General features: G+C 37.3%; 15 protein-coding genes and 2 pseudogenes. 5 read left to right on the forward strand and 12 right to left on the reverse strand.

From position 1 onward, the window contains the following. Positions 1-117: 117 nt before the first annotated feature. The 3 genes and pseudogenes from C8D70_RS14135 to C8D70_RS20855 all read right to left on the reverse strand — a co-directional run bounded on the left by C8D70_RS14135 (position 118) and on the right by C8D70_RS20855 (position 2,443). Entirely contained in the window at positions 118-1,224 is a 1,107-nt protein-coding gene (locus tag C8D70_RS14135; RefSeq protein WP_076597627.1) for a DUF4377 domain-containing protein, read from the reverse strand. 518 nt (positions 1,225-1,742) lie between these two features. Continuing rightward, a pseudogene (locus tag C8D70_RS14140) lies at positions 1,743-1,934 on the reverse strand (DNA-binding protein); the annotation flags it as partial. Between the two features lie 356 nt (positions 1,935-2,290). Further along, positions 2,291-2,443 carry a hypothetical protein gene (locus tag C8D70_RS20855; RefSeq protein WP_168801984.1) on the reverse strand — a complete coding sequence of 51 codons (153 nt, stop codon included), beginning with the start codon at positions 2,441-2,443 and terminating at the stop codon, positions 2,291-2,293. Between the two features lie 3 nt (positions 2,444-2,446). Between C8D70_RS20855 and C8D70_RS14145 the strand changes: the two genes are divergently transcribed. Then, complete coding sequence (locus C8D70_RS14145; protein WP_083688922.1) at positions 2,447-2,941, forward strand: response regulator transcription factor; 495 nt, start codon at positions 2,447-2,449, stop codon at positions 2,939-2,941. 296 nt (positions 2,942-3,237) lie between these two features. Here C8D70_RS14145 and C8D70_RS14150 read toward each other — a convergent pair whose 3' ends face one another. From C8D70_RS14150 to C8D70_RS14160, 3 genes are all read right to left on the reverse strand, one after another. Next, on the reverse strand, positions 3,238-5,805 hold the full coding sequence (locus tag C8D70_RS14150) for a T9SS type A sorting domain-containing protein (protein WP_181416135.1): 2,568 nt from the start codon (positions 5,803-5,805) through the stop codon (positions 3,238-3,240). A 1,190-nt stretch (positions 5,806-6,995) separates the two neighbouring features. Further along, positions 6,996-8,165: a hypothetical protein gene (locus tag C8D70_RS14155; protein ID WP_136522216.1), complete on the reverse strand. Its 1,170-nt coding sequence runs from the start codon at positions 8,163-8,165 to the stop codon at positions 6,996-6,998. Positions 8,166-8,870: 705 nt separating this feature from the next. After that, the gene (locus C8D70_RS14160; protein WP_136522217.1) at positions 8,871-9,623 is read right to left on the reverse strand and encodes a hypothetical protein; all 753 of its coding nucleotides are present in this window, start codon (positions 9,621-9,623) and stop codon (positions 8,871-8,873) included. A 946-nt stretch (positions 9,624-10,569) separates the two neighbouring features. Here C8D70_RS14160 and C8D70_RS14170 point away from each other — a divergent pair. Continuing rightward, positions 10,570-10,893, forward strand: a complete 324-nt coding sequence (locus C8D70_RS14170) for a helix-turn-helix domain-containing protein (RefSeq protein ID WP_110367727.1) — start codon at positions 10,570-10,572, stop codon at positions 10,891-10,893. 492 nt (positions 10,894-11,385) lie between these two features. After that, positions 11,386-12,783, forward strand: coding sequence for a hypothetical protein (locus C8D70_RS14175; RefSeq protein ID WP_110367728.1), 1,398 nt, complete (start codon positions 11,386-11,388; stop codon positions 12,781-12,783). 193 nt (positions 12,784-12,976) lie between these two features. Here C8D70_RS14175 and tssD read toward each other — a convergent pair. The 3 genes and pseudogenes from tssD to C8D70_RS14185 form a co-directional block, all read right to left on the reverse strand. Next, positions 12,977-13,154 (reverse strand): annotated as a pseudogene (tssD, locus tag C8D70_RS20860) (type VI secretion system tube protein TssD); the annotation flags it as partial. A gap of 20 nt (positions 13,155-13,174) precedes the next feature. Next, positions 13,175-13,870: a VIT family protein gene (locus tag C8D70_RS14180; protein ID WP_076597634.1), complete on the reverse strand. Its 696-nt coding sequence runs from the start codon at positions 13,868-13,870 to the stop codon at positions 13,175-13,177. Between the two features lie 339 nt (positions 13,871-14,209). After that, a complete protein-coding gene (locus tag C8D70_RS14185; RefSeq protein ID WP_110367729.1) occupies positions 14,210-15,529 on the reverse strand; it encodes an aspartate kinase in 1,320 nt (439 codons plus the stop codon). 332 nt (positions 15,530-15,861) lie between these two features. On the opposite strand from C8D70_RS14185, the gene lgt reads away from it, so the two are divergent. Further along, complete coding sequence (gene lgt / locus C8D70_RS14190) at positions 15,862-16,698, forward strand: prolipoprotein diacylglyceryl transferase (protein WP_110367806.1); 837 nt, start codon at positions 15,862-15,864, stop codon at positions 16,696-16,698. A gap of 82 nt (positions 16,699-16,780) precedes the next feature. Here lgt and C8D70_RS14195 read toward each other — a convergent pair whose 3' ends face one another. Continuing rightward, positions 16,781-17,536, reverse strand: coding sequence for an SDR family oxidoreductase (locus tag C8D70_RS14195; RefSeq protein WP_076597636.1), 756 nt, complete (start codon positions 17,534-17,536; stop codon positions 16,781-16,783). A 686-nt stretch (positions 17,537-18,222) separates the two neighbouring features. Here C8D70_RS14195 and C8D70_RS14200 point away from each other — a divergent pair. Further along, positions 18,223-18,645 carry a cold shock domain-containing protein gene (locus C8D70_RS14200; protein WP_076596824.1) on the forward strand — a complete coding sequence of 141 codons (423 nt, stop codon included), beginning with the start codon at positions 18,223-18,225 and terminating at the stop codon, positions 18,643-18,645. A gap of 238 nt (positions 18,646-18,883) precedes the next feature. Here the strand turns inward: C8D70_RS14200 and C8D70_RS14205 are convergent, their stop codons facing one another. Then, entirely contained in the window at positions 18,884-20,335 is a 1,452-nt protein-coding gene (locus C8D70_RS14205) for a TolC family protein (RefSeq protein WP_110367730.1), read from the reverse strand. Beyond that, the gene (locus C8D70_RS14210) at positions 20,316-23,438 is read right to left on the reverse strand and encodes an efflux RND transporter permease subunit (protein ID WP_110367731.1); all 3,123 of its coding nucleotides are present in this window, start codon (positions 23,436-23,438) and stop codon (positions 20,316-20,318) included. Before C8D70_RS14210 ends, C8D70_RS14205 begins: the two co-directional genes overlap by 20 nt. Positions 23,439-23,441: the final 3 nt, after the last annotated feature.

Here is a 23,441-nt window from a genome sequence, read left to right on the forward strand (position 1 = left end):
CGGGTACTATATATGATAGATTTGCTTCTCGGGAAAAAACTACCATTTATAGTATCCATAGGTTATATCTGACGTTTTCATAATCACATTGAAACTTGCCAATCGTTTTATACTTATCTATTTTCCCAATTGAAAAACAGCAATAGGTGACATTCGGTTTTTGTTCAGCGACAGCCGTTTACCATCTGCGCTTACCGTAAAATTATTTACGTTTTGTATTTGTTTGGAATATTCGATTTCGTTTATTTGTCCATTTTTGCAGGCCATTCTTGTACTTGCCAGCGCATTGATTTTCAACGCATAGATATTTTCCATTTCATACGTTGACCTCATCAGGTTGCAACCCACCTTTGTTTCTACACGTTTGTCTTTAGTATGAAAAATGATGTAGTAATCTTTTCCATCAGCCATAACAGTCTTACCCATAAACTCTACCAATGTCCATCTCTTATCTGTAATAGTTTCATTATTTGGCAACTGACCGGTGTTGCTGTTTTGTCCGCTGTTTTTGGTAATACTGATTATTTTTTGTTCTGTTTTTACAACAGGTTGAGTGGTGTCATACACAAAATCAAGATTAATGGTAACTATGTCTCCTTTGTTCAAACTCTTTATGGCAGCTACATAAGGTTTATTCAAATCTTTTTTGTAATAGTCACTGATCAGTACAGCATATTCTTTCAGCTTTTCTGTGCCGGCTTTACCATTGATCAAATGATTTTTGTAATCTATAATGCTAAACTTGGCCAAGTTGCCGGATTCGCCACATCTGTCAGGGCACAAAGCAGTACGCCCCATACATTGGTGAAAATCTGTGCCATTATAACGGGCTGTAAAAAGGTGCGATGAAGTAAATGGTTTTTTACTTAATTGATTGTTAGAAAGCGTAGGTAACATCTTTTTTTTGCTTAGTTCTTTCACCAGGGTTATTTTGACACTGGAGGCATCTGCCTGAGGATCTTCTACTTTTTCTTCTTTGATCACGAGTTCATATTCATAGCCCTCCTGGTAATTAAAACCTTCTATATGATCATAAAAATAACCCCAATACTTTTGGTCTTCCGACCATTTTACCTGCATACAGCGCGTCATTCCGGCTCCGGCATCACAAGGTTTGGTTTCAGCCCCGATCAAGATTGTTTTTTCTTTGAATTTTTGAGTTGCATTACAAGCTAATAGCGTTAAGGATAAGATGCAGGTTGTAATTAAAGATTTGTAATTCATTCGTAATTGATTAGAAAAACTGACTCTCTGCAGTCGGTTTCAAATTATTATGTAAATGTGTTTTTATGTTTATTAATGTAAGTGTATGATAGGGTTTTTGATCCTATCCTGGATTTCTCAACGGTATGTAAAAATATGTTCTTCATTGTTCATCATCGTTTTTTTGAGCAATGTTTCAAATTCTCTGGCACAGAGGACAGATCAGTCAGTCCATAAAAAGCGGGATGCCAACATCCCGCCCAACTTAAAAATTGTATAATTTGAATCTCTAGAATTCATGGTTAAAATTATAAACAATAATAATTTATGGATATCTGTAAAATCTACACTGTTATATTCTTAACTCTTAGCGAAGAGTTGAACAACTTATACTTATGAATTAAGCAACTCTTAAGCACGCCCGCTCTGATGCTATTTAGATCTCCTGAATGCAACGGCCTTCAGAGCAGTGTTGATACGTTGCTCGGCCCGGTAGTTCACTCTGACCTCACGATCTTTTCATTGAACAGGCTTCCCTAAATCACATTATACAGTGCAATGGCAACTCCTCTGATATCAGCTTCGGACAATGCAGAGAATTTTTCTATCTGTTTACAGAGATCTTCTACTGTGATCTCATCGTCATTGATGGCTACCGCATACCATTTCTTTTTTACATCGTCTGTCACACCAGGCTGGACTCTCTGGATCAGATTGTACTTGATAGACATAATATTGTATTCATCAATTTATGTTTACAAAGCTAAGAGCAATTCTAAAAGGAATAAATAGTAGAAATCTGTCATTTTATTATCTGTTATAATTAGGTTACTTTGTTTCAGTCGGAAAGACTGCTGGTTATTGGTCTTCTCTGTTTTTTATTCTTTCACTTGATTATTGAGGTTGCAGGAGTGGGCAGATAATATACTTACAAAAAATGAAAAGACTGAATCACATTGACACAGATGCCTTTATCCGTTTTTTCAAAATAGACGGAGAAGAGCCCGCTACGGATTACCTCAGCTATTTTTCCGGTTTTATAGAAAGGATAGAGGATTTTGCGATAGCGCCGTTTTGCTGGGCAGTGTCAAACCATTACACGCTTAGGCTGGAACATGTGAGCCATAACATTGATGAGTTTACGCCCTATTCCAAAGAAGAATGGCTCACCCGGGATGCTGCTTACTTTTCTGAGCTTTACCATCCCGATGACCGGGCCTTTATCCGGTCGGCCATCCATTTTATGACCGACATTTATCTTGGGGAAGGAGAATTGGCCAGAGAAGGCATCAGGTTTAGTATTTATGTGAGGATGATAAGCCGGAACAATATCTACCGCTGGGTGCTGATGCAGTTTGCACAGCAGTTCATCAGCTTGGCAAAAAATCTGGAAAGTGTCCTGTTTGTGGTCTATGATATGGATGGGCTTCAGGACAGGGATGTCCCGTTGCTGTCTATGGTAGACCATACTAATGGAAAATCGACCCATTATATCTATGAAGAACAGCAAATAAAACAGCAGCATACCAGCCCGGTTATTCTCACGCGTCGTGAGAAGGAGGTACTGGCGCTGATATTCAAAGGCTTCACTACACCACAGATCGCAGAAAAGCTTTTTATCTCATACCATACGGTAGAAAATCACAAACGCAACCTTAGGCAGAAGACCAATACCAAAACCACCGGTGAGCTGGTGGCCTATACGATAAAGCACCTGGGTGCTGAGCTGGGATCCTAGGAAAACCTGGCAGTCTACACCAACGGCAATATCACGAACCAAAGAACATAATTTGATCCGGAATGGCCTCCTCTTCTATTTGGGTTGCCTGTTTTATATGTTTAAAAGATCAACGGGAGTATAGCAACAAGCATTTTTCTACGCAAAAAAATCTGAACTTTATTAAGTTATCCCTATTCATAGTCATTACATCACAAATGGTAAATTTTTGAGCCTTTAAAGCAGAGGACTCTCATTCAATAAAAAAGACTGCCCAAAAATGAGCAGTCTTACTTTTATGGTAAAGGATTATGAGATTACTTCACCATCACTTTATAGGATTTTACAAATGATTTATTTTCTAACTTAATGATATAGATCCCGGTTGGTAATGCAGTGGTATTAATTTCTGTATTTGCATTGAGCTTGCCGGTCTTCACAACCTGTCCCATAGCAGAGTACATAGTATAATTCCCTTCATCCAGACCAGATACCATCAGATTGTTACCTGCCTGTACAGGATTAGGATATACTTTGACATCCTTTGCAACACCTGTTATGTTTAGCTCTTTTTCAGTGGTATTGGAACCGTTCTTCATAAATGCAGCATATGGAGAAAGTGGGGAATCTGGTGCTCCTCTTTTTACAAGGTCTGTATCTACCAAAGCCTGGATACCGTCTTTGTCACTATCGTTGATTATAGAGATAAATCCACCGTCTAATGTATCAAGATTGGCTTTCCCGATCTGGTGCAAGTCAAAATCTAAACCGTTGGAAGTGATATCCAAGAAATCCGGAAGGTAATCACCGTCTGTATTTTTAATCAGATATTTCATTACTCCAGAATCAGGATAAGTTTCCAAAATATCGGCAATACCATTATTACCTATTGCAATATTGCTGTCAATCACTCCATTACGGTCGGTATCAATCTGGTATATAATTGATGTTGGGATTCCGGATTCAAACAGATCCAGAACGCCATCGTTATCAGAATCCAGATCACGGTAGTTCGGTACGCCATCTCCCAAAACTGGCAATAACAGAAGATTACCCTCATTATCATCATTCTCGAAGAGTCCATTTTTATCAAAATCTTCAACAGCATCAGGAATCCCGTCGTTATCAGAATCCAGGTCACAAGCATCTAAGATACCATCACCATCTGTATCCAATACAGGTGATTTGTCGTTTACTACTGAACATCCCTCCGCGCAGTCCGGTATTCCGTTTCCATTAAGGTCTATACTGTCATCACCGTTAGGACAACGATCGAAGCAGTTTGCCACCCCGTCATTGTCATCATCTTTGCTGGCAAAAGCATTATAAATATTGTAGCCCTGGCCCAGGCTGACGGATAGCAGTGTACTGAAGGTAATTTTTATACGGTTAAAAGGTTGGGTAGACCTACCCCCAACATAGAACCTGTTGCTTCCACCTGTAAGTAAGTTCCCGGAGATCAAGCTTCCGGATGAGAAGGTGTCTGTTAATGTATTTCCGTTATAGAACTGCACGGTAATGGCATCAAAAATACCTACACCGATCAAACTTCCCGATTTTTCGAGAGTATAGCCTGCCACTGTATTGGCCGGAAGCATACTATTGGTACTAACGGTCAAACTACCAGGCAAAAGAAATACCCCTAGCAATGGAGCCGTGAGCTTGGCGTAATTGTTCGGATTATTGTCTACCACAGCACCAGGATTTGATAGATTTGGTGCAAAAAGACCCAAACCAGAATTGGTCCATCCATATCCGTCTACGATATTTCCGGAAATAGAAGACCCGCTTGTCTGGATCTTATCGTCACATTCGCAACCTATAGGTTCTTCGAAGGCATAATACACTTTCAGCTTTCCTAAATTGAAACCAATTCCCTGAGTAACTTTCAACCTTACCTCGTTGAAAGGCTTCGTGGTGGTGAGGGTTACTTTTTGTTTTGCAGAACCAAAACTTATAACCTTGATATTCATCAGACCTCCGCCATCAGATAATCTTCTGGAATCCTGAAGTTGCCCAAATAGATAGGTTTCAACAGTAATGGTCTTTAGAAACTCCGCACTCAACAGTTTCCCCTGATCATCGGGCTCTATAACAAATCCTGTTCTGTTGCCAGCGGGGTAGACCTGATTCTTATCTAAAACCCCTACAGAATAAGATCCCAGCAACCCGACAGGAAGAACAATAGATCCGTAAGAATTTTTATTGCCATCTCCAATCTTTTCTTTGTCCACAACAAATGAAAGTGGTGAAATGAAACTACTGCTTCCTGATACGTTACCATCTACACCGCTACCGGCAATGATATCATCACAGATGCCATTGTTATCGGTTGGTACTGCAGAGGGATCGAAAGCGAAGGCATAATACACATTCAAAGCGCTGAACAAAGAAAGCACATTGGTTTGATAGAGCCTTACCTCATTGAACGCTTTCGTTGTTTTGAAATGCAGGAATATTCTGTTTTTACTACCCCCGAATGCCGGTACGGATAGCAAAGTACTGCTTGTTGTTGTCTCCTGCAGGACACCGTTTTTATAGGTGCTGATCCTCAAAGAGCTCAGCAGGTCTATGGTGATAAAACTTGCCCCGAGATCAACATTAAATCCTGTGATATAACCAGCCGGATAAGTTGTGTTATTATTTTTTACAGAAATTCCGTTTCCACTCACTAAAGAAGCAAAGTTACCCAGGCTCACTTTATTATCAAGATTGGCATCTACCACAGGGGTCATACTTCCATTGTAACATGCTAAGCAAATCCCCGAATTATTTACAGGTTTTGCCTCTACTCCCATCCCGCGGATAGGTTCGTAGCCTTGCTGTGCAAATGCTATCGCAGACATCAGGAATGTCATCAGCATAACAGCTAATTTTTTTGTCATTTTTTTTGTCATTTTTTTGTTTTTTTAAGTTTTTGTTTAGTTTAATTTATCAGGTTTCAGAATATTAATTTTTCAGATTTAAGGATCCGTCCATAAGCTCCAGAGTTTCCATTAATACAGCAAACCTTTTTGGTAGTGACAAGACCTTTTGTGTTGGATTCCAAACTTGTCTGTACTCCGGTTCTGCTCATTTCCCAATCACGGTTGCCAATCTGCTGTAAGGTAATGCCTGTTGTATTGGAGGATCATAGCAAGCACATTGGAGGGTGTTGGTATTAAAGGCAAAAAAAATATATCCGATTCTCCGGAAAATGTTATCATTAGCTTTGCCACAGAGTTTATATTGGATGCATCGATGCCAATCCTTCAGCCTGAAAGAGATCAAACAGGTATCTCACACACCATTACTTTGTTTATTATCCGTTCTAAAAACTGCAGTCATTTCTTCCTACAGGTGGTAACACGATGGAATTCCCCTCCTGACTATTCAAAGAATCTAAAAGTGTGAAGATATGGAAGCACCAGATGGCTGTTGCCCAACCTGTGTACCGGAAAAATCCGGTATATCATCTATCGCAGAGCTTAATGACAATGGTTTAATATCCTTCGCATCTATGTTGAATATTGCTGATGATATCTCTAGGCCTCTTCTGCTATCAGAGATAAAGTAAGATAGAAGAAGCGATGATAAGTTTTCGTTATGTTATTGTAAGTCTCTGTAAAGGCGAGTCACAAAGTTACTGTCATTCACAATTGGAGTAGTATTATAAGTGCTTGCTGTAGACGTATAAAACCCGTTAAACGTATCGTATAGCCCTGAAACTGCTGATTGCACCGTAATTAATATGCTGACAACAGTACAAAGGAGAAAAAATTATTTTTCATTCATAATGAATATTTTATGGTCAAATAACAATGATTATAGAGCACTCTATGGCTGTCTTATCCCTTTTATTTTAAAACATAACCCAACAATGTTCAAATTTAAAAAAGGGATAAGTCCATTAGAGTATTTAATTTAAATGAATTTCCGATATGTTACCTAAGTTGAAAATGCTATAAAAACACCTAAAACTTTGCTGAGTTTACGCCCTTGCGAGCCTTAAAAACACTTATAAAATCAAATAAAACTTAGCGAACCTTGCGTTAAAATAGTTTTAGGTAATAGAACAAGGATTCATATAATTTAATTAATACATACCTGTCCATATTGTACCGTTACACCCTTCGTGTCTCTTCAGGTTAGAATTGTACCGAATTGCGCCTTCTTCAGCAGCAGTACAAGAGTCATTATTCGGTTTGGAAACGCCCTTCATTTGAATAGCCGCACCATTCCCTGTAACAGAACCGGCAGAAGGCCTCATATTGATTCCTACTACGGTATTATCTGCATTATTTTCATTAAAAAATACATGTGTCTTATTGGCATAAACGTTTTCATTGCCTGCGCCCTGTCCGTTAATTCCAAGAACTATCGATCCATTACCAGAAATCGCTTTATTTCCTGTCCCAAATGTAAAGGAACCAATCCCTACATTATTTGAAGATCCTACAGCTACTCCACCATCATTTGTGTTAGTAAATCCTAAGGTTATCCCAGTTGTACCGCTAACTGTATTCAAATTTCCGAATACCAAGTTATAGGCTCCTGTTGCGGAATTAGAATTGCCAATTACTTTTGCTCCTCTTGTCACTGTGTTGCGTGATCCAATAGCAACAGATGGAGACTCACCATTGATTGCAGTAACTGAATTATTTCTTCCTATTGCAACGTTGGAAGATGATGAATCGATTGAATTATTGGTTCCCCAGGAAAAGGCTGCATAATTACCTGCGAATTCAGTAGAGTTCCCCCCCCGTAAAGTTCCGTTGGCATCCAATATCGCTTTCACATTTTTCTTAGTGGCAAAAACAAGATTCTGGCCGTCATTTGTTCCCAGGTAATTGCCTGTGCTGATATCGGTTCCCAAAGCTGCCGATGTGGCGGTGGTTCCTGTATTACCATTGGTGTTCCAATCAATAGGAGAAGCTACCCAGCGGGCATTACCATCTGAATCGGATATCAGTACATTGCCTGCGGCTTGTGAACCATCGGCCAAACGCAAGCCGGAGCCGGCGGTAGAGGATACAATGTGAAGCTTAGTAGCGGGATTTGTAACGTTGATGCCAACATTACCGTTATCCAATACTGTAACGATCTCTGCAGTGGAAGAATTGACTTCTAACGCTTTGGTGGCAGAGGTGTTTCCTTTTGATAAGATATCAAGAGATGCACTAGGGTTATCCGCATTAATCCCTACCTGGCCGAATGCCATAGAGCTTCCAGATAGCAATAAAAATGTAAATAGGTTTTTTTTCATTTTTTGGTTTTAATTAATAATTTATTTTAAATAATTGTGTCTTTTAAATTTGTGTGAACTCATTCCATTCTGCCCGATTTTAATCATCTTTATTCATCTTTATCTGATGTAAATAGATTAAAATCAATAGCACTATAGGTCTTTTTGAAAAACATATTTACCTATTTCTTGAACTAATATTGAATAAGTGCTATTGATAATTGGTTATATAAAGAATTCTTTCTGCAAGCTTAGGACGACATCCTCAGATCATAATCTGCAATTTTTAAACAGTGTCATGCTCTGTCTGTGGATGCTATTATTTGTAAAAGATGTAGGTCAAAAAAAGCGTTTTGGAAAGTGTAAAATTTTCGTGCTTTAAAAAACAGAAAAAATCACAAAAGAATTTATTGAGTCAAAACATCTTGCTCAAAATTCATTCTTATAAAATATTGACAGTGCTAATTTTTATAACGAAAGCATCTTTACAAAAGCCTAAAGTTAAATAAGTAACGCGATAATGGAAGTACTTCCGCAGTAAGAGTTCCTGTAGGTGAGGATAGTAGATTTAATTTTCATTTGTTTGTGTGTTTTTTAGGTTATTAATTTATTGCCACGATGGATTTATGCAACTTTCATTTCTGTTTAGGTTCAGGTTTATATTTTATTATTATATCAATTTTTATTAAAAGTCTTGCGATAATAGGCATGTAACAGATTAAAAATTTAAAACTTTTCGGCCACTATAATGAATGCCTTTGCGCCTGAAGGTGGTCCCGATATGTAAAATGTTACCCTGTAATAGCCATTAGCTTCAACATCTACTATATTGACGATATTTAATTCATAATTAACAATATTATTAGAAACATCGCTTGTAACATTCTGATATGTAGAATAATTAGATTGTGTAAAAGTTCTCGTCCAGTTATTGTATTCAAAACCATTCTGAGCATATTGCTGGTTAAAACCGATGTAAACATTTTTATTAGCCGCAGGCTGATTGATCAGCGCTATCTGAGGCTGAAAGTTGCCACTCACATTTCCAAACCTGAACCTATAGTCTCCTATGGATACTGTTCTAGAAGGATCGGGAGCGGTTCCAGTATAAATTGCTTTTATAATATCCGACCCATTGGTGGGGTCAGAACATTGTCCGAGATTTTCCCAAATAGCTCCATCAAAAAAATAGTAACAAGGGCTGGTAATATTGACTGTTTTCACAGAAGGAACTGTTACAGGAGATGTGGCATAAACAATTGCTCCTTTCTGGGCTATCGTATACTGATTATCTAAAGTTTTTATCTCATCTCCCGTAAGTCTAGGTGCAATGATACCCGGAGGCGGGGTAGCTATAGAAGCATTTTTATTAACATCCAGTGTAGCTTTTGGATCTGACGTGTTGATACCAACCTGTGACAATAATGGATGGAAACATATGAATGTCAATAAAATACAAAATAAAATTCTATTCATCATAATTTGTAAAGTAAATATTTTTACAAAAGTACACTCGTCACATACACAAAAAAATAGTAGATATATACTATTTTCAGCAACAAAAGTAGGTTGAAAAAAGTTTTTAGAAATATCTCTAACCTTTATATCGAAACATACGTTTCTTTTACTCAAGTGAAATCAAAAGTATTATCAAAAATATCACTTCAAAAATCGAAAAATCTTATTACTAGTTTCAAAATGATCGATATCCACTATTTCTGTTCATTACCTTTTTTTATTTCTTTACAGTCTCAGGAGTAAAAGCGGAATTTACAATTATGGTTGTTATTCAGATACTTTCATTAGAAAAACAAATTGGCTTATTGCCTTATCTAAGCAACAGTAAATCTACAAGTTATTGATATTCTTGAATAACTCAAGTAAAATTAAAAAAATAAAAATTAAATTGAATATTAAAAATATACATATAGGTTCCTTAATTAAACAGAGAATTATAGATCTTGATATCGACAAACACCGTGTATGCAGTTTTTTAAATATTTCTGAAAGCGAGCTAGAGATGGTATTTATAACCGATAAAATAGATTCAGATCGTCTTTTAAAATTGAGCAAATTGCTGAAGTATGATTTTTTTCGCTTATACTCACAGCATCTTATTTTGTATTCTCCAGAGTGTAATCAAAAGACCAATATTAAAAAGTCTACTTTACCAATATTCCGGAAGAATATCTATTCGAAAGAAATTATTGATTTTATTCTAAAAAAAATAGCTTCCGGCCATATGACTAAAATAGAAGTTATAAATAGATATAATATTCCAAAGACAACCTTATATAAATGGATAGAAAAATATAGTTAATGTTTTAGTTGTAAAAAGTTGTGTAAAGTACAAAACTGAATTTAAATACCTTTTGGTTTTGCTTTTTAGTAAGTATAATTATATTGAATTTAAAATATTTTTTGAATGGAGAATAAATCGCCACATTTCAAGATTATTTTTTTAGATATTTTGAATGAAGAATTTCCTGAAAAAATTCAGGAATGCAGTACGATTTTAGCAAAGGATTCTCTAACATCTTTGGATGTTTTGGTTTTGAATAAGATTATATTCGGACAATCGAAAAATCTAAAAGATAAAAACGTGTATCGCTCATATACTTTGGAGGATATAAAGTATATTTTGAATTATCAGAAAAAAAATAATTTGAATAATTCCGAAGTGTGTATTATATTTGGAACAAGTAGGAATACGATTGCAAAATGGAAAACCTTTTACTCAAAATTATAAAATTTTTGAGTACAAGATGAATCACACTATTCTGAATACAGGTTATAAATGAACTTACATATAAAAAAGGCAGAAGAAAAATTTCTTCTGCCTTTTTATATTTTAATATTGTCTATTCCAGATTATTTTTATCCTTTTCCAATTCCCAAACATAACTACACATCAAAACCTGTCATTCTTGCAATGCTAAAAAATCTTTATTTTAAATAATAAGATATCGTGACCAATTATTTACCGGCACTGTTTGTTCAAACCTGAATTTTCGTGGTTCTATAGTAGCCAATCTCCGTAATAAAAAATTTTGTAGATATTGTTTTATAAAAATGTAGTATTTCTACGTATCGAATATGATATAAAATTAAAATAGATTTGCATATCTGATTTACAGCTGTTTACCGAATTACAATATTGCTTGTAATGCAATTAAAAGTAAAAAATCTCAATGATTTATTAGAAATCAGTACAGTAAGTAAAAGCTAAATAACCCACGATATGAAAATGATTAAATTTTATTCCCTAATCGCAATATATGCGGCAACAGCAGGCATAAAAGCACAGGTAGGGATAAATACAACAAATCCACAGGCAACTTTAGATGTTGCAGGAAGTACTAATACAAGTATGAGAGATGGTATTCTGCCTCCAAGAGTTTCTAAACAGCAGTTAGCTTCTAAGGATGTGGGAATCTACGGAAGTGCCCAGAAAGGGACCATTGTCTATGTTACAGACTCAACTACACCCACCGGTACAACGCCAAGTATAGCAGAGGTTGGCAGTATTGATAACATTGGATATTACTATTTTAGCGGATTTCAATGGGTTCCTTTTGCAATGAATATCTACAATACAGACGGAAGTCTTTCAGGAAACAGAGTAGTGACTCAAAATGCCAATAGCTTATCATTTACAACCACGGCAACCAATGGCTTTTCTGTTGACGGGACTACCTTTTCTGTAGATGGAGCCAATCACAGAATCGGATTGGGAACAAGTTCTCCTGAAACAAAATTCCATTTAGTTTCCACTACTCCATCTTCAAACCGATATAATTTGATTGATGCCAGTGCCGGAACCAATCAGTACGGAATTGTCGCTTTAAGAAATACTTCTGCTTTGGCCACAGGAAATTTTTCATTGCTTAGTTTTACCAATAATGGGCCTTCTTCAGGTGGGGGAAATTGGGCATTAGGATCTGTTCGTACGGGATCAACATTGACCAATGGTTCGGAAGAAGATTTTTATATCGGAAATTCTACCGGAGGTGGTTTAATTGAAAGAATGAGAATTAATCCTATAACGGGAAATGTAGGAATCGGAACATCTCCTGCAACAAATAAACTGCACATTAATGCGACTAATCCTGTAAGACTGGAGGGACTGCAGGCTGCGGCAGGAACGGCAGGAAGCTTAACGGTGAACAGTACAGGCGTTGTACAGTTAAAAAACTCTTCCAGCATCAGTGCTGCAAGAGGTACCGGAATAGTTTCAATTACACAAAACAATACTTTTGTAAATACCTCCGTTTCGGTAAAAACTTTTGATAATCTCAGTGAAATGACGGGAAACACTTTTACAGCATTTTCTACGGGATTGTATAAAATTGATTTTACCATCAATTATCCTCAAAGAGGATCAACAGAAGACGGTGGAGATGGTTATTCAGGATATGCCCAGATCAGTCTCAACGGAATTCAGCAGTCATTTACCAATACTAAAGTTGTTCTACCTGAAGTATCTGGAGCTCCGTCTTTCGTTACCTGTACAAATTCTGCATTACTAAAAATAAATGCAGGCCAGGTACTTTCATTTCAGGCCCTTACTTTTGGATCAACACCTAATACAACAAATATTGTAGCCCCTTTTACAATCAACGTGGTCCGCATTGATTAATCCTTTGAATTACACTAAAAACAGGTAAAGCTCCCATTACCTTACAGGCAGATTCTATCAACACAAATACATCATAAGAACAGCTTCATTTTGCAGCTGTTCTTATGTATTTAATAATATTTTTTTAATTAGAAATACAAACATAATTATATAATGTCTGGTGAGTTTTTATTATCGAAAAAAAATAAATCTGTTATATACTTATCACAAAACTGATATATACTGTCGCCATCTACTGCATTAAAATCTACTTCGTGCTGGATGACATAAACGTTTGACCATTTCAAGGTTGTTAAAGTTCCTTCTTTGTGAGATTTATTGAAAGTTTCCTCTCCCACAGTAGGCTTGTATTTACCATTCAAGAAGATTTCAAATGACAATATTTACATTTTCAGGTAACATTTACGCCGAAAACATGTCCAACCAATGCTGTAATTCCCATTGCGACAGTTCCCCAGAAACAGATTCTCAACACGGCAATTTTAATATCGGAACCTCCGGCTCTGGCAGAAACAGCTCCCAAAAGCATTAAAAATATGATTGAAAAACCATACTGGAAGTATACCATTTGCTTAAGAGGAGCCAAAAGAGAAATGGTAAACGGCAATAAAGCTCCTACTGCAAATGAACTGAATGAGGCGAGTGCTGCCTGCAAAGGTTTCGCCTGTGTGATTTCATTTATACCCAGTTCGTCACGGGCATGCGCTCCAAGTGCATCGTGTTCTGTAAGTTCAATAGCTACCTGCATAGCGGTTTCTTTGGTACAACCTCTTCTTTCATACACTTTGGCCAATTCTCTAAGTTCTATTTCGGGCATTTCTTCCAGCTCGCGCTGCTCACGAATCAAATCTGCCTTTTCAGTATCTTCCTGTGAGCTTACGGATACATATTCCCCGGCAGCCATAGACATTGCTCCGGCAATCATTCCTGCCAGTGCAGCAAGAATAATCACATGCCGTTCCGGAGCTGCTGCCGCAACCCCTATGACAATACTTGTGGTGGACAACAACCCGTCATTTGCCCCTAATACAGCTGCCCGAAGCCAGCCTACTCTGTTTACATAATGTTTCTCCAGCGGATGATGCATAATTTTTGTTTTGGTAGCAGCATAAAGTTACCAAATGTTTCATCAAGAATCATTTTAAATTAACTTCATTTCATTATCAGTGAAGGTCTTCTATTTTTATCAGACAGCTAAAGGTTCATTTTTGAGGTTATTTTCAATTTAAATATTCAGGAAACCAAGAATATTATTTCAGGAAAAAATCTATTATATAAAGCATTTCATTAAAAAAACGGTCATACAGACTGCTCTATATGACCGGTATTGAACATCAATCTATATTAATTAAAGGAAGATGTTGCAGTTTACATTTTTAACAATATTATTTCTTTCCAACATTTTTATTGAGGATGGTAATTGTTTCTAAAACAATCTATTATGAAGGGATCTCAGGGCTTCTATCTTATAAGCAGATGAGACCAGTAGTGAAATATTGTTCTCACTTCCTCCATAAGAAATCATTCTTATCGGAATATGTTTTACCGCTTCAGAAACAATAGTGGCATACCCATTATTGTTTTTTCTGAAATCTCCCACAATACAAACGATAGACTGTTCATAATCAATTTCAACTGCTGAAAAGGATTCCAGCTCTTTCACAATTTCAGAAAGATAATCAGTTTGATCTATAGTAAGTGAAACAGCTACTTCAGAAGTAGTAATCATGTCAATAGGTGTCTTGTAACGTTCAAAAACTTCGAAAACCTTTCTTAAAAATCCGTAAGCCATCAACATTCGTGAAGACTGAATACGAATTGCCGTAATATTGTCTTTTGCGGCAATGGCTACAATCTGATTTTGATTTGTACTTTCTCCGGAGATCAATGTCCCGGACGCACTCAAATTCATCGTATCCAGTAATCTTACGGGAACATTATATTTTCTTGCCGGGAAAACACTTTGCGGATGAAGAATTTTAGCTCCAAAATAGGATAATTCGGCAGCTTCATCAAAACTGAGTCTGGCAATAGATTTTGTATTCTGAACAAATCTGGGATCATTGTTATGGAATCCGTCAATATCTGTCCAGATCTGGATTTCTTCAACCTGTAATGCTGCTCCTAATAATGATGCTGTATAATCTGAGCCTCCTCTTTGTAAATTATCAATTTCACCTTCGGCATTTCTGCATATATACCCCTGAGTGATAAATAAGCTTTCTTCAGGGTATTCTGAAATTTTACGCCCTGCGTGCTCTCTGATATAATCAATATTGGGTTCTTTATCTTCATCAATCAGCATGAAATCAAGTGCTGATAACAGCACTGAAGGAATTTCAATTTCCTTTAAATGGAAATGGAAAAGCGTTGTTGAAATAATTTCTCCCTGAGCCAGAATAATCCGTTCTGCACTGGAGGTAAAGTTTTTATTTTTAAATTGATAAAACAGATCAAAAATTTTGTCAATGAACAGTAATGCTTCTGCAATACCTTCTTCAGTTTTAAACAGTTCATTAACAAAGTTTTTATACTTATCATACATTTCATCAATATGTTTGTAAGCAGCTTCAATATCTTTTTTCTCATACAGCTCTGATAATTTTACCAGGTCATTTGTTGTTCCTGAAACAGCTGATAAAACAACAAGATGTTGATCTGCTGCCTGAGATCTGATGATAGGTAATAACTGCTCAATTCTCCCCGGACTTCCTACTGAAGTTCCTCCAAATTTTAATACTTTCATAATAGATTTAAATTGTTGAATATTTTCCAAAAAAAAAGAGCTTGTCGTGATGACAAGCTCCTGATATATTTTAGTTTCTAACCAAAGGAAAATGACTCACGACGTTCGACGTAAGTTCTGTTTCTTTGATTTTTTAAGGTTAGATAAAATCATTTTCTTTTTTTGCTGGGCAAATATACACATTTTTATTAATCTCAGTCTAAAAAAATTCTTTCTTTTGGATGTACACCCAACACAACCAATATTGTAGCTAACGATTTATGAGCCAGACCATAGAAATCCTGAACAGGTTCATATTTTCGGGAAAATCCTATTTTCTTATCTTTGCAGCAATGAATTTATTATATATCAACTGGGATGTCAATCCCGAAATCGTCAATATTTTAGGGCTTCCCATAAAATATTACGGATTACTTTTCCTTGCGGGACTTGTTTTATCATTAAATATTTTAAAAAGAATTTATAAAAAAGAGGGGCTTAGTTCACAAGCCCACGAAGCTTTATTCTCTTATACACTGATAGGAATTTTAGTGGGTGCGAGATTGGGACATTGTCTTTTTTATGATTTTGATTATTATTCCCAGCATCCGGTAGAGATATTTCTACCTATTCAGAAAGGACCGGATGGGATCTACCATTTCACAGGATTTGCAGGTCTTGCCAGCCATGGTGGTGGTATTGGTCTGCTTATTATGCTTCTTATCTATGCCAGAAAGTATTCAATTCCGTTCATGACCGTTTTGGATGCAATAGCTATTGTACTTCCGTTGGGAGGTACTTTTATCAGGCTTGCCAATCTTATGAATTCCGAGATTATAGGAACTCCTACCAATGTTCCATGGGCTTTTATTTTCCGTCAGGTGGATGATCTTCCCAGACATCCTGCTCAGCTTTATGAAGCTATCTCTTATTTTATCATTTTCATTGCTGTATACTTTATTTACAGGAAGAATATCTTTAAAATCGGAAAAGGGTTTTATTTTGGAATCAGTATTCTGTTGATCTTCATCATGAGAATCCTGATTGAGTTTATCAAGGTAGATCAGGTAGAATTCGAGCACGGAATGAGCCTGAATATGGGGCAGCTTTTGAGTATTCCATTTGTTCTTCTCGGATTATTCTTTATTATCAGAAGTATATGGGAGAAAGGAAAGATTAAAACCCTTTAATTTTCTTATTTATTTTACCATAAAAAACTCACTGAATCCTGTTTTTCAGTGAGTTTCTTTTTTGCCTGGATTTTACAATATATTATCTCGTTGTATATCCGCCGTTGGCAAAGATGGTTTGTCCGGTGATCCACCATCCTTCTGTTACCAGGAATTCTACCAGAGGTGCAATATCTTTAATATCAGTAAGTCCACCCAATGCGGATGCCGATTTATGATAAGCCACTGCATCATCCGTTTCCTGCCCGTAGAAGAAAGGAGTATCCATTGGGCCGGGTGCCACTGCCGTTACGGAGATACCTCTTGCTCCGAATTCTTTGGAAGCCGCTCTTGTAAAATGCTCTACCGGTGCTTTTGCTCCTGCGTAGGTGGAATACAATCCGGTGTAAGCTGCCAGCAATGAAGTAACAATGGTACAAATCTTTCCGTGATCGTTTAGTTTTTTTCCCGCTTCCTGAAGAAAGAAGTAAGCCGACTTGGAATTGACATTGAACATCGTATCATATTCAGCTTCCGTAGTTTCTGAAAATGGCTTTTTAAGTACCATTCCTACAGTATTGATCGCAATATCAATTCCTCCGAAACGGGAAATGGTTTCATCAAAAAACTTTGTGATATGATCTACTTTAGTAAGATCTCCCTGAAATAAAAATGCTTCAGCTCCTAAAGCCTGCACTTCAGCAAGTGTTTTTTCGCTTTCTGCTCTTGAACTTTCGCTGTTGTAGTGGATTGCCAGTTTTGCCCCTTTTGATGCAAAATCTCTGCTTAATAATCCTCCTAAATTTTTACCTCCTCCGGCAATTAAAACAACTTTTCCCTGTACATTTTGTGTTGACATGTTTTTATATTTAAATATTAATAAGACAAAGATCAATAATAAAAACGGCCTCAACATGGTGAAATTTTCGGAAATTTCTATTAATTATTTTTAAACCAAAGGAAAAGTATTTATTATTTTATGTAAAAAATAGTTTCTAATAGAATGTTATTTACCAATCAGATACGCTTTGTTACATAGCTTTTCAGTTAAACACTTTTGGATAATTCACAAACTCGCGTAGATTTTAGGCATAACATTTGATACCTTCCTCCCGTATTACGCACCACCACTTCATTTTTAATATATTTTTTTATAATCCTCAGGCTTCTGAGGATTTTTTTATCCAATTATTACAACTCCCTTTATATCATTCCTGCCGAATATAAGGTATCACTTTAACCTTTTCTGATAATCAATCATTTAAAACCTGATTATTCATTTTATTGTTGTATATTTGTACATTATAAACCAAGTCTCTACTTTGTTTTCTGTAACGACCCGAATATTTTTTATTCAGTCTTTGCCTTTTGAGCAGCCATCTTTTTAACTTTTATTCTTCTATTAAGAACAATACTTGTCGGAATTTTAAAGCTCTGTATGATTGGGATTATCCAGGACAGAAAACATAGCCAGGCTTTATAGGGTCTAAAAACAGGCCAGATTGAACTCAATAATTTATAGAAACTAAATACTAAAAATAATTTATGGCAGATTCTTTTTCTAAAAAGGAAAATTTCAAGAAAAAAATTCAAAAGCAAAAAGAAAAGGCGCTAAGACGCGAAGAACGTAAAACGAACAACAACAAAGGAGCGGAGGATGTCTTCATGTATGTAGACGAATTCGGAAGATTAACTTCTACTCCCCCTGAACAAAGACAGGAAGTAAACCTTGATGATATTCAGCTGGGTGCAGCACCTATCATTGAAGAAGATCCAAGAAAAACAGGAATTGTTACTTTCCTGAGTGAAAAAGGATATGGTTTCATTACGGAAGATAATTCCAAAGAAAACATCTTCTTCCACAATAACAACTGTACAGAGCCGGTGAAAAAAGGAAACAAAGTATCTTTCGAAAAAGAGAAATCTCCTAAAGGATTTTCCGCTGTTGAAATTCAGCTAGTTAAATAATATGTACTTATAAAATGTTTCTGTTCTAAAAGCAGATTCATTTTAAACCATACACAAAGAGACTGCCCTTCGGACAGTCTCTTTTTTTAGGGACATATAAAAAAAAGTTAACTCAACTTGTAAAAAGTTAGATCGTATCGCATTATTTCAATGATCATTACGAAAATCCATAGAAGCTGATTAAAACACAAAAGGAGCTGCCTAAAAGACAGCTCCTTCATCGTAAAAAAAGTAAAAATCAATCCAGTTTCCCTCCCAATGCTTTAAACAGCAGGACGTTATTTCTGGTATTCTGGTGCTGAAACTGCAATAGATCAAGTTCAGCAGTCAGTTTGCTTTTCTGGGAATTGATCAGTTCGAAATAATTGGCATATCCAGTAAGATAAAGATCATTGGAGACCTCAACACCACGGTCAAGAAACCCAACTTCTTCTGATTTCAGTTTTAAAACACGTTCATAGATCTTAGTCTGTTTCAGAATCGACTGAAGTTCATTAAAAGCTGTCGTAATGCTTTTCTGATAGTTTAAAAAGGCAATTTCCTGCTCTTTACTTGCTACTTTGAATTCATATTTCAACTGTCCTTTATTGAAAACAGGAACCATTAATCCTCCCAACAACTGCCCGGCAAGGGAACTTGGTTTAAAAAAAGTTTCTACAGAGAAAGAATTCAGTCCAAAACCGGCACCTAAATCAATTTTGGGGTAAAAAGCGGCTCTTGCAGCTTTCGCATCAGCCTGAGAAGCTTCCAACACATAATAATTGGCAGCCACATCCGGTCTGGAATGGATCACATTTTCTACATTAATGGTTTTATTCAAGACTTCCATGTTAGTAGGCATCAGTATTGTACCACGCTTCACCTCTCCGCCGTAGCTTCCTGTCAATGTTGTGATTGCCTGTTCTACTGTCACGATTTCCACTCTTATGTGTTCAATCTCTGCCAGCCAGTTGTTATTCTGAGCTTTGAACTGCTGAACTGCCAATTCCGTAGCTTTTCCCACTTCACGCTGAGCCAGAACAATTTCAAAGGCTCTCTGCTGAAGTTTATAGTTCTTCTGATAAATGGCAAGACGGTTATCTAAAGCAACCAACTGGTAATACAGGTTGGCAATATCTGTGAAAAGCTCCACCTGTAATAATCTTAACCCTTCCGTGGAAGCCAAAAATTTCTTTTGAGCTGCAATCTTCTTATTTTTCAGTTTTCCCCAGGCATCAATTTCCCAGCTGCTTCTTGCGCCCAGCCAGTAATTAGGGGTAAAATCTCTGTTGATTTTCTGGTTTTCCGTTATATTGGGTGAAAGGTTGGTGTCATAGTTCCCCACTCCTTCCATTGTATATTTTCCGTAGCGGTCACCGGAAGCCTGCACTCCCACTTCAAGAGATGGCAATAAATCCATCTTTGATCTTTGAAGGAAACTGTTGGCAATCTCTACTCTCTGCTGTGCAATCTGGAAGTCAGGATTTGCCTGAACTACTTTATCGAAAAGCTCAAGCAGGTTTGGATCTGTAAAATAAGCTTTCAGGTTGATCTGCTGGAATTCATCCGGAGATTTGCTTTTGTCGGATTTAATGATTTCCTCCGGCAATTCCTGAGCTTTTTTCAGCTCCGTTACCTTGGGAACAGCACAGGAAACCAGGCTCAGTGATGCTATTCCATACAATATATTTCTATGATTTAATCTTTTCATCTTTCTTCTTATTTTCAAGTTTTGCAAAGAATATATACAGTCCCGGAATCACCACCAATCCGAAGATAGTTCCTATCAGCATTCCTCCTGCTGCCGCTGTACCAATGGAACGGTTACCGATTGCTCCCGCTCCTGATGCAATGCATAGAGGAATAAGTCCGGCTACGAATGCAAAAGAAGTCATCAGAATCGGTCTCAGACGCTGCCTTGCTCCTTCAATAGCTGCCGGAACAATATCAAATCCCTGTTTGTTTCTTGCTACCGCAAATTCTACGATCAGGATGGCATTCTTGGCCAGCAATCCGATCAGCATGACCAAAGCTACCTGTGCATAGATATTATTATCCAATCCCATTATTACCAAAGCGATATAAGAACCGAAGATTCCTGTCGGAAGACTCAATAATACCGGCATGGGAAGAAGGAAACTTTCATATTGCGCTGCAAGTAAGAGATATACGAATAAGAGACAGATCGCAAAGATATAAACGGTCTGGTTTCCTGATAAAATTTCTTCTCTTGTCATTCCGGACCATTCAATATCGAATCCTCTCGGCAAAGATTCTTTGGCTACACGTTCTACCGCTGCAATGGCATCTCCTGAACTATAACCATCAGCAGGCTCGCCGTTGATCATAGCGGACATATACATATTGTACCTTGTGAGTACTTCAGGACCATATACTTTTTCGATGGTGATGAAGGTTGAGAAAGGAACCATTTCTCCTTTGTCATTTTTTAAATATAAATTCAGAATACTTTCAGGCGTATCTCTATGTTCCGGACTTGCCTGTACCATCACTTTGTACATCTGACTGAAACGGATGAAATTTGTTGCATAATAAGATCCCAGCATCGTTTGTAATGTCGACATTGCGTTGTCTACTGATACGCCTTTCTTCGCTGCCATATCATAATCCACATTGATCATGTATTGCGGGAAAGTAGCATCGAAACTGGTAAAACTGTTCTGCAGTTCGGGAGCTTCGTTTAATTTTTTAACAAAATCCTTCGTAATTTTATCTGTATTTTCAATCGTTCCTCCGGTTCTGTCCAGCAAACGCAATTCAAAACCACTGGTATTACCAAAGCCCGGAACCGTTGGCGGCGCAAAGATTTCAATCTGTGCATCTGCAATGCTTTTCGTTTTGTCTGAAAGCTCTGCAATAAGATCATTCACTGAAATATTTCTTTCTTTCCAGTCTTTAAGATTGATCATCGCCATACCGTAAGATGAACCTGCGATTTCTGTGACGATACTGTATCCTGCCAGTGTGGTCACGTTTTCCACTCCATTAATTTTCTTCGCAATAACCGTAACTTCATCCAATACTTTTTCTGTTCTTTCTACTGTTGCACCCTGCGGAGTGGTAACACTTACATACACCATTCCCTGATCTTCCATTGGAATAAATCCGGTTGGCAGGAATTTACTGGTCACAAAAGTAAGTCCCACAAATAGAAACAACAGCCCGAAAGTTACTGTAGTTCTTGTGGCAAATTTTGATAAAATACCTACATAACCATTGGTCAGTCTTTCAAAACCTGTATTGAAACTCTGGAAAGCTCTGTCGATAATGGTTTTCTTTTTATTGTGATCATGAGGTTTTAAAATAATCGCACAAAGTGCCGGAGTAAGCGTCAATGCATTAACACCAGAAATCACAATACTGATGGCCAATGTTAATGAAAACTGACGGTAAAATACTCCCACCGGACCATCCAGGAATGCCACAGGAATAAATACGGCAGACATTACGATCGTAATCGCTACTACCGCTCCTGCAATTTCTTTGGTGGCACTGATGGTGGCATCCATCGCATTCATTCCTTCTTCCATTTTAACGTGAACGGCTTCAACGACGACAATGGCGTTATCCACCACAATTCCGATGGCAAGAACCAATGCGAACAATGTTAAAAGGTTGACAGAGAAATCCAGCATATTCATAAATGCAAAAGTTCCTACCAAAGCTACGGGTACAGCCAGCACAGGAATTAATGTGGAACGCCAGTCCTGAAGGAAGATAAAGACTACGATTCCTACCAGAATAAAGGCTTCAATAAGGGTTGTTAATACTGCACTGATGGAAGCATCAAGGAATCTGGAAACATCATAAGCCATGTTATACTCCATTCCGGGAGGGAAAGAGGTGACTTTTAATTCTTCCATTTTTGCCTTTACACTTTCAATCACTTCAGATGCGTTGGAACCGGGACGCTGCTTCATCATGATCGACGCAGAAGGTCTTCCGTCTGTTTTGGAAACCATTCCGTAGTTCATCGCTCCGAATTCAACCTTAGCAATATCTTTAAGCTTTAAAATGGTTCCGTCCACATCAGACCTGATGGGAACTTCTTCATATTGTTTAGGCTCAAAAAACTTTCCTTTATATTTAATCACATACTGAAGCTGGCTGGAGGTTTTACCAGAGGTTTCACCTACTTTTCCTGGTGCTGCAGAAATATTCTGTTTTTGCAGGGAAGTGATTACTTCATCTGCAGCAATATTGTACGCTGCCATTTTCTGAGGATCAAGCCATACTCTCATCGAGTATTCTTTCTGTCCCATAATCTCAGCACGCCCTACTCCATCAATACGTTTCAGCTCCTGAAGGACGTTAATATCCGTAAAGTTATAGATGAACTGTTCATCCTGGCTGGGGTCTGCACTGGTGATATTAAGGTACATCAGCATACTGTTCACCTCTTTTTCAGTAGTTACTCCAGCTCTGATTACTTCTTCAGGAAGCTCATCAAGAATAGTTGTTACTCTGTTCTGAACGTTTACCGCTGCTACATCAGGATCTGTTCCTACCTCAAAGAACACCTGAATAAGAGTAAGACCGTCATTGGAGGTTACCGTAGACATATACGTCATCCCGGGTACTCCGTTGATCGCGCGTTCCAGAGGAAGGGCTACCGCATTGGCAGACACTTCGGCGTTCGCTCCTGTATATTTTGCTGTAACGGTTACTGAAGGCGGTACAATATCGGGAAACTGGGTGATCGGCATTTTCAGTAACGCCATAATTCCCAGTAATACAAATAATATGGAAATAACCAACGAAAGAACCTTTCGTCTTATAAACATTTCTACCATAGT

Origin of the sequence: Chryseobacterium sp. CBTAP 102, from assembly GCF_003201365.1 — a bacterium.
In the GTDB taxonomy this organism is placed as follows: domain Bacteria; phylum Bacteroidota; class Bacteroidia; order Flavobacteriales; family Weeksellaceae; genus Chryseobacterium; species Chryseobacterium candidae.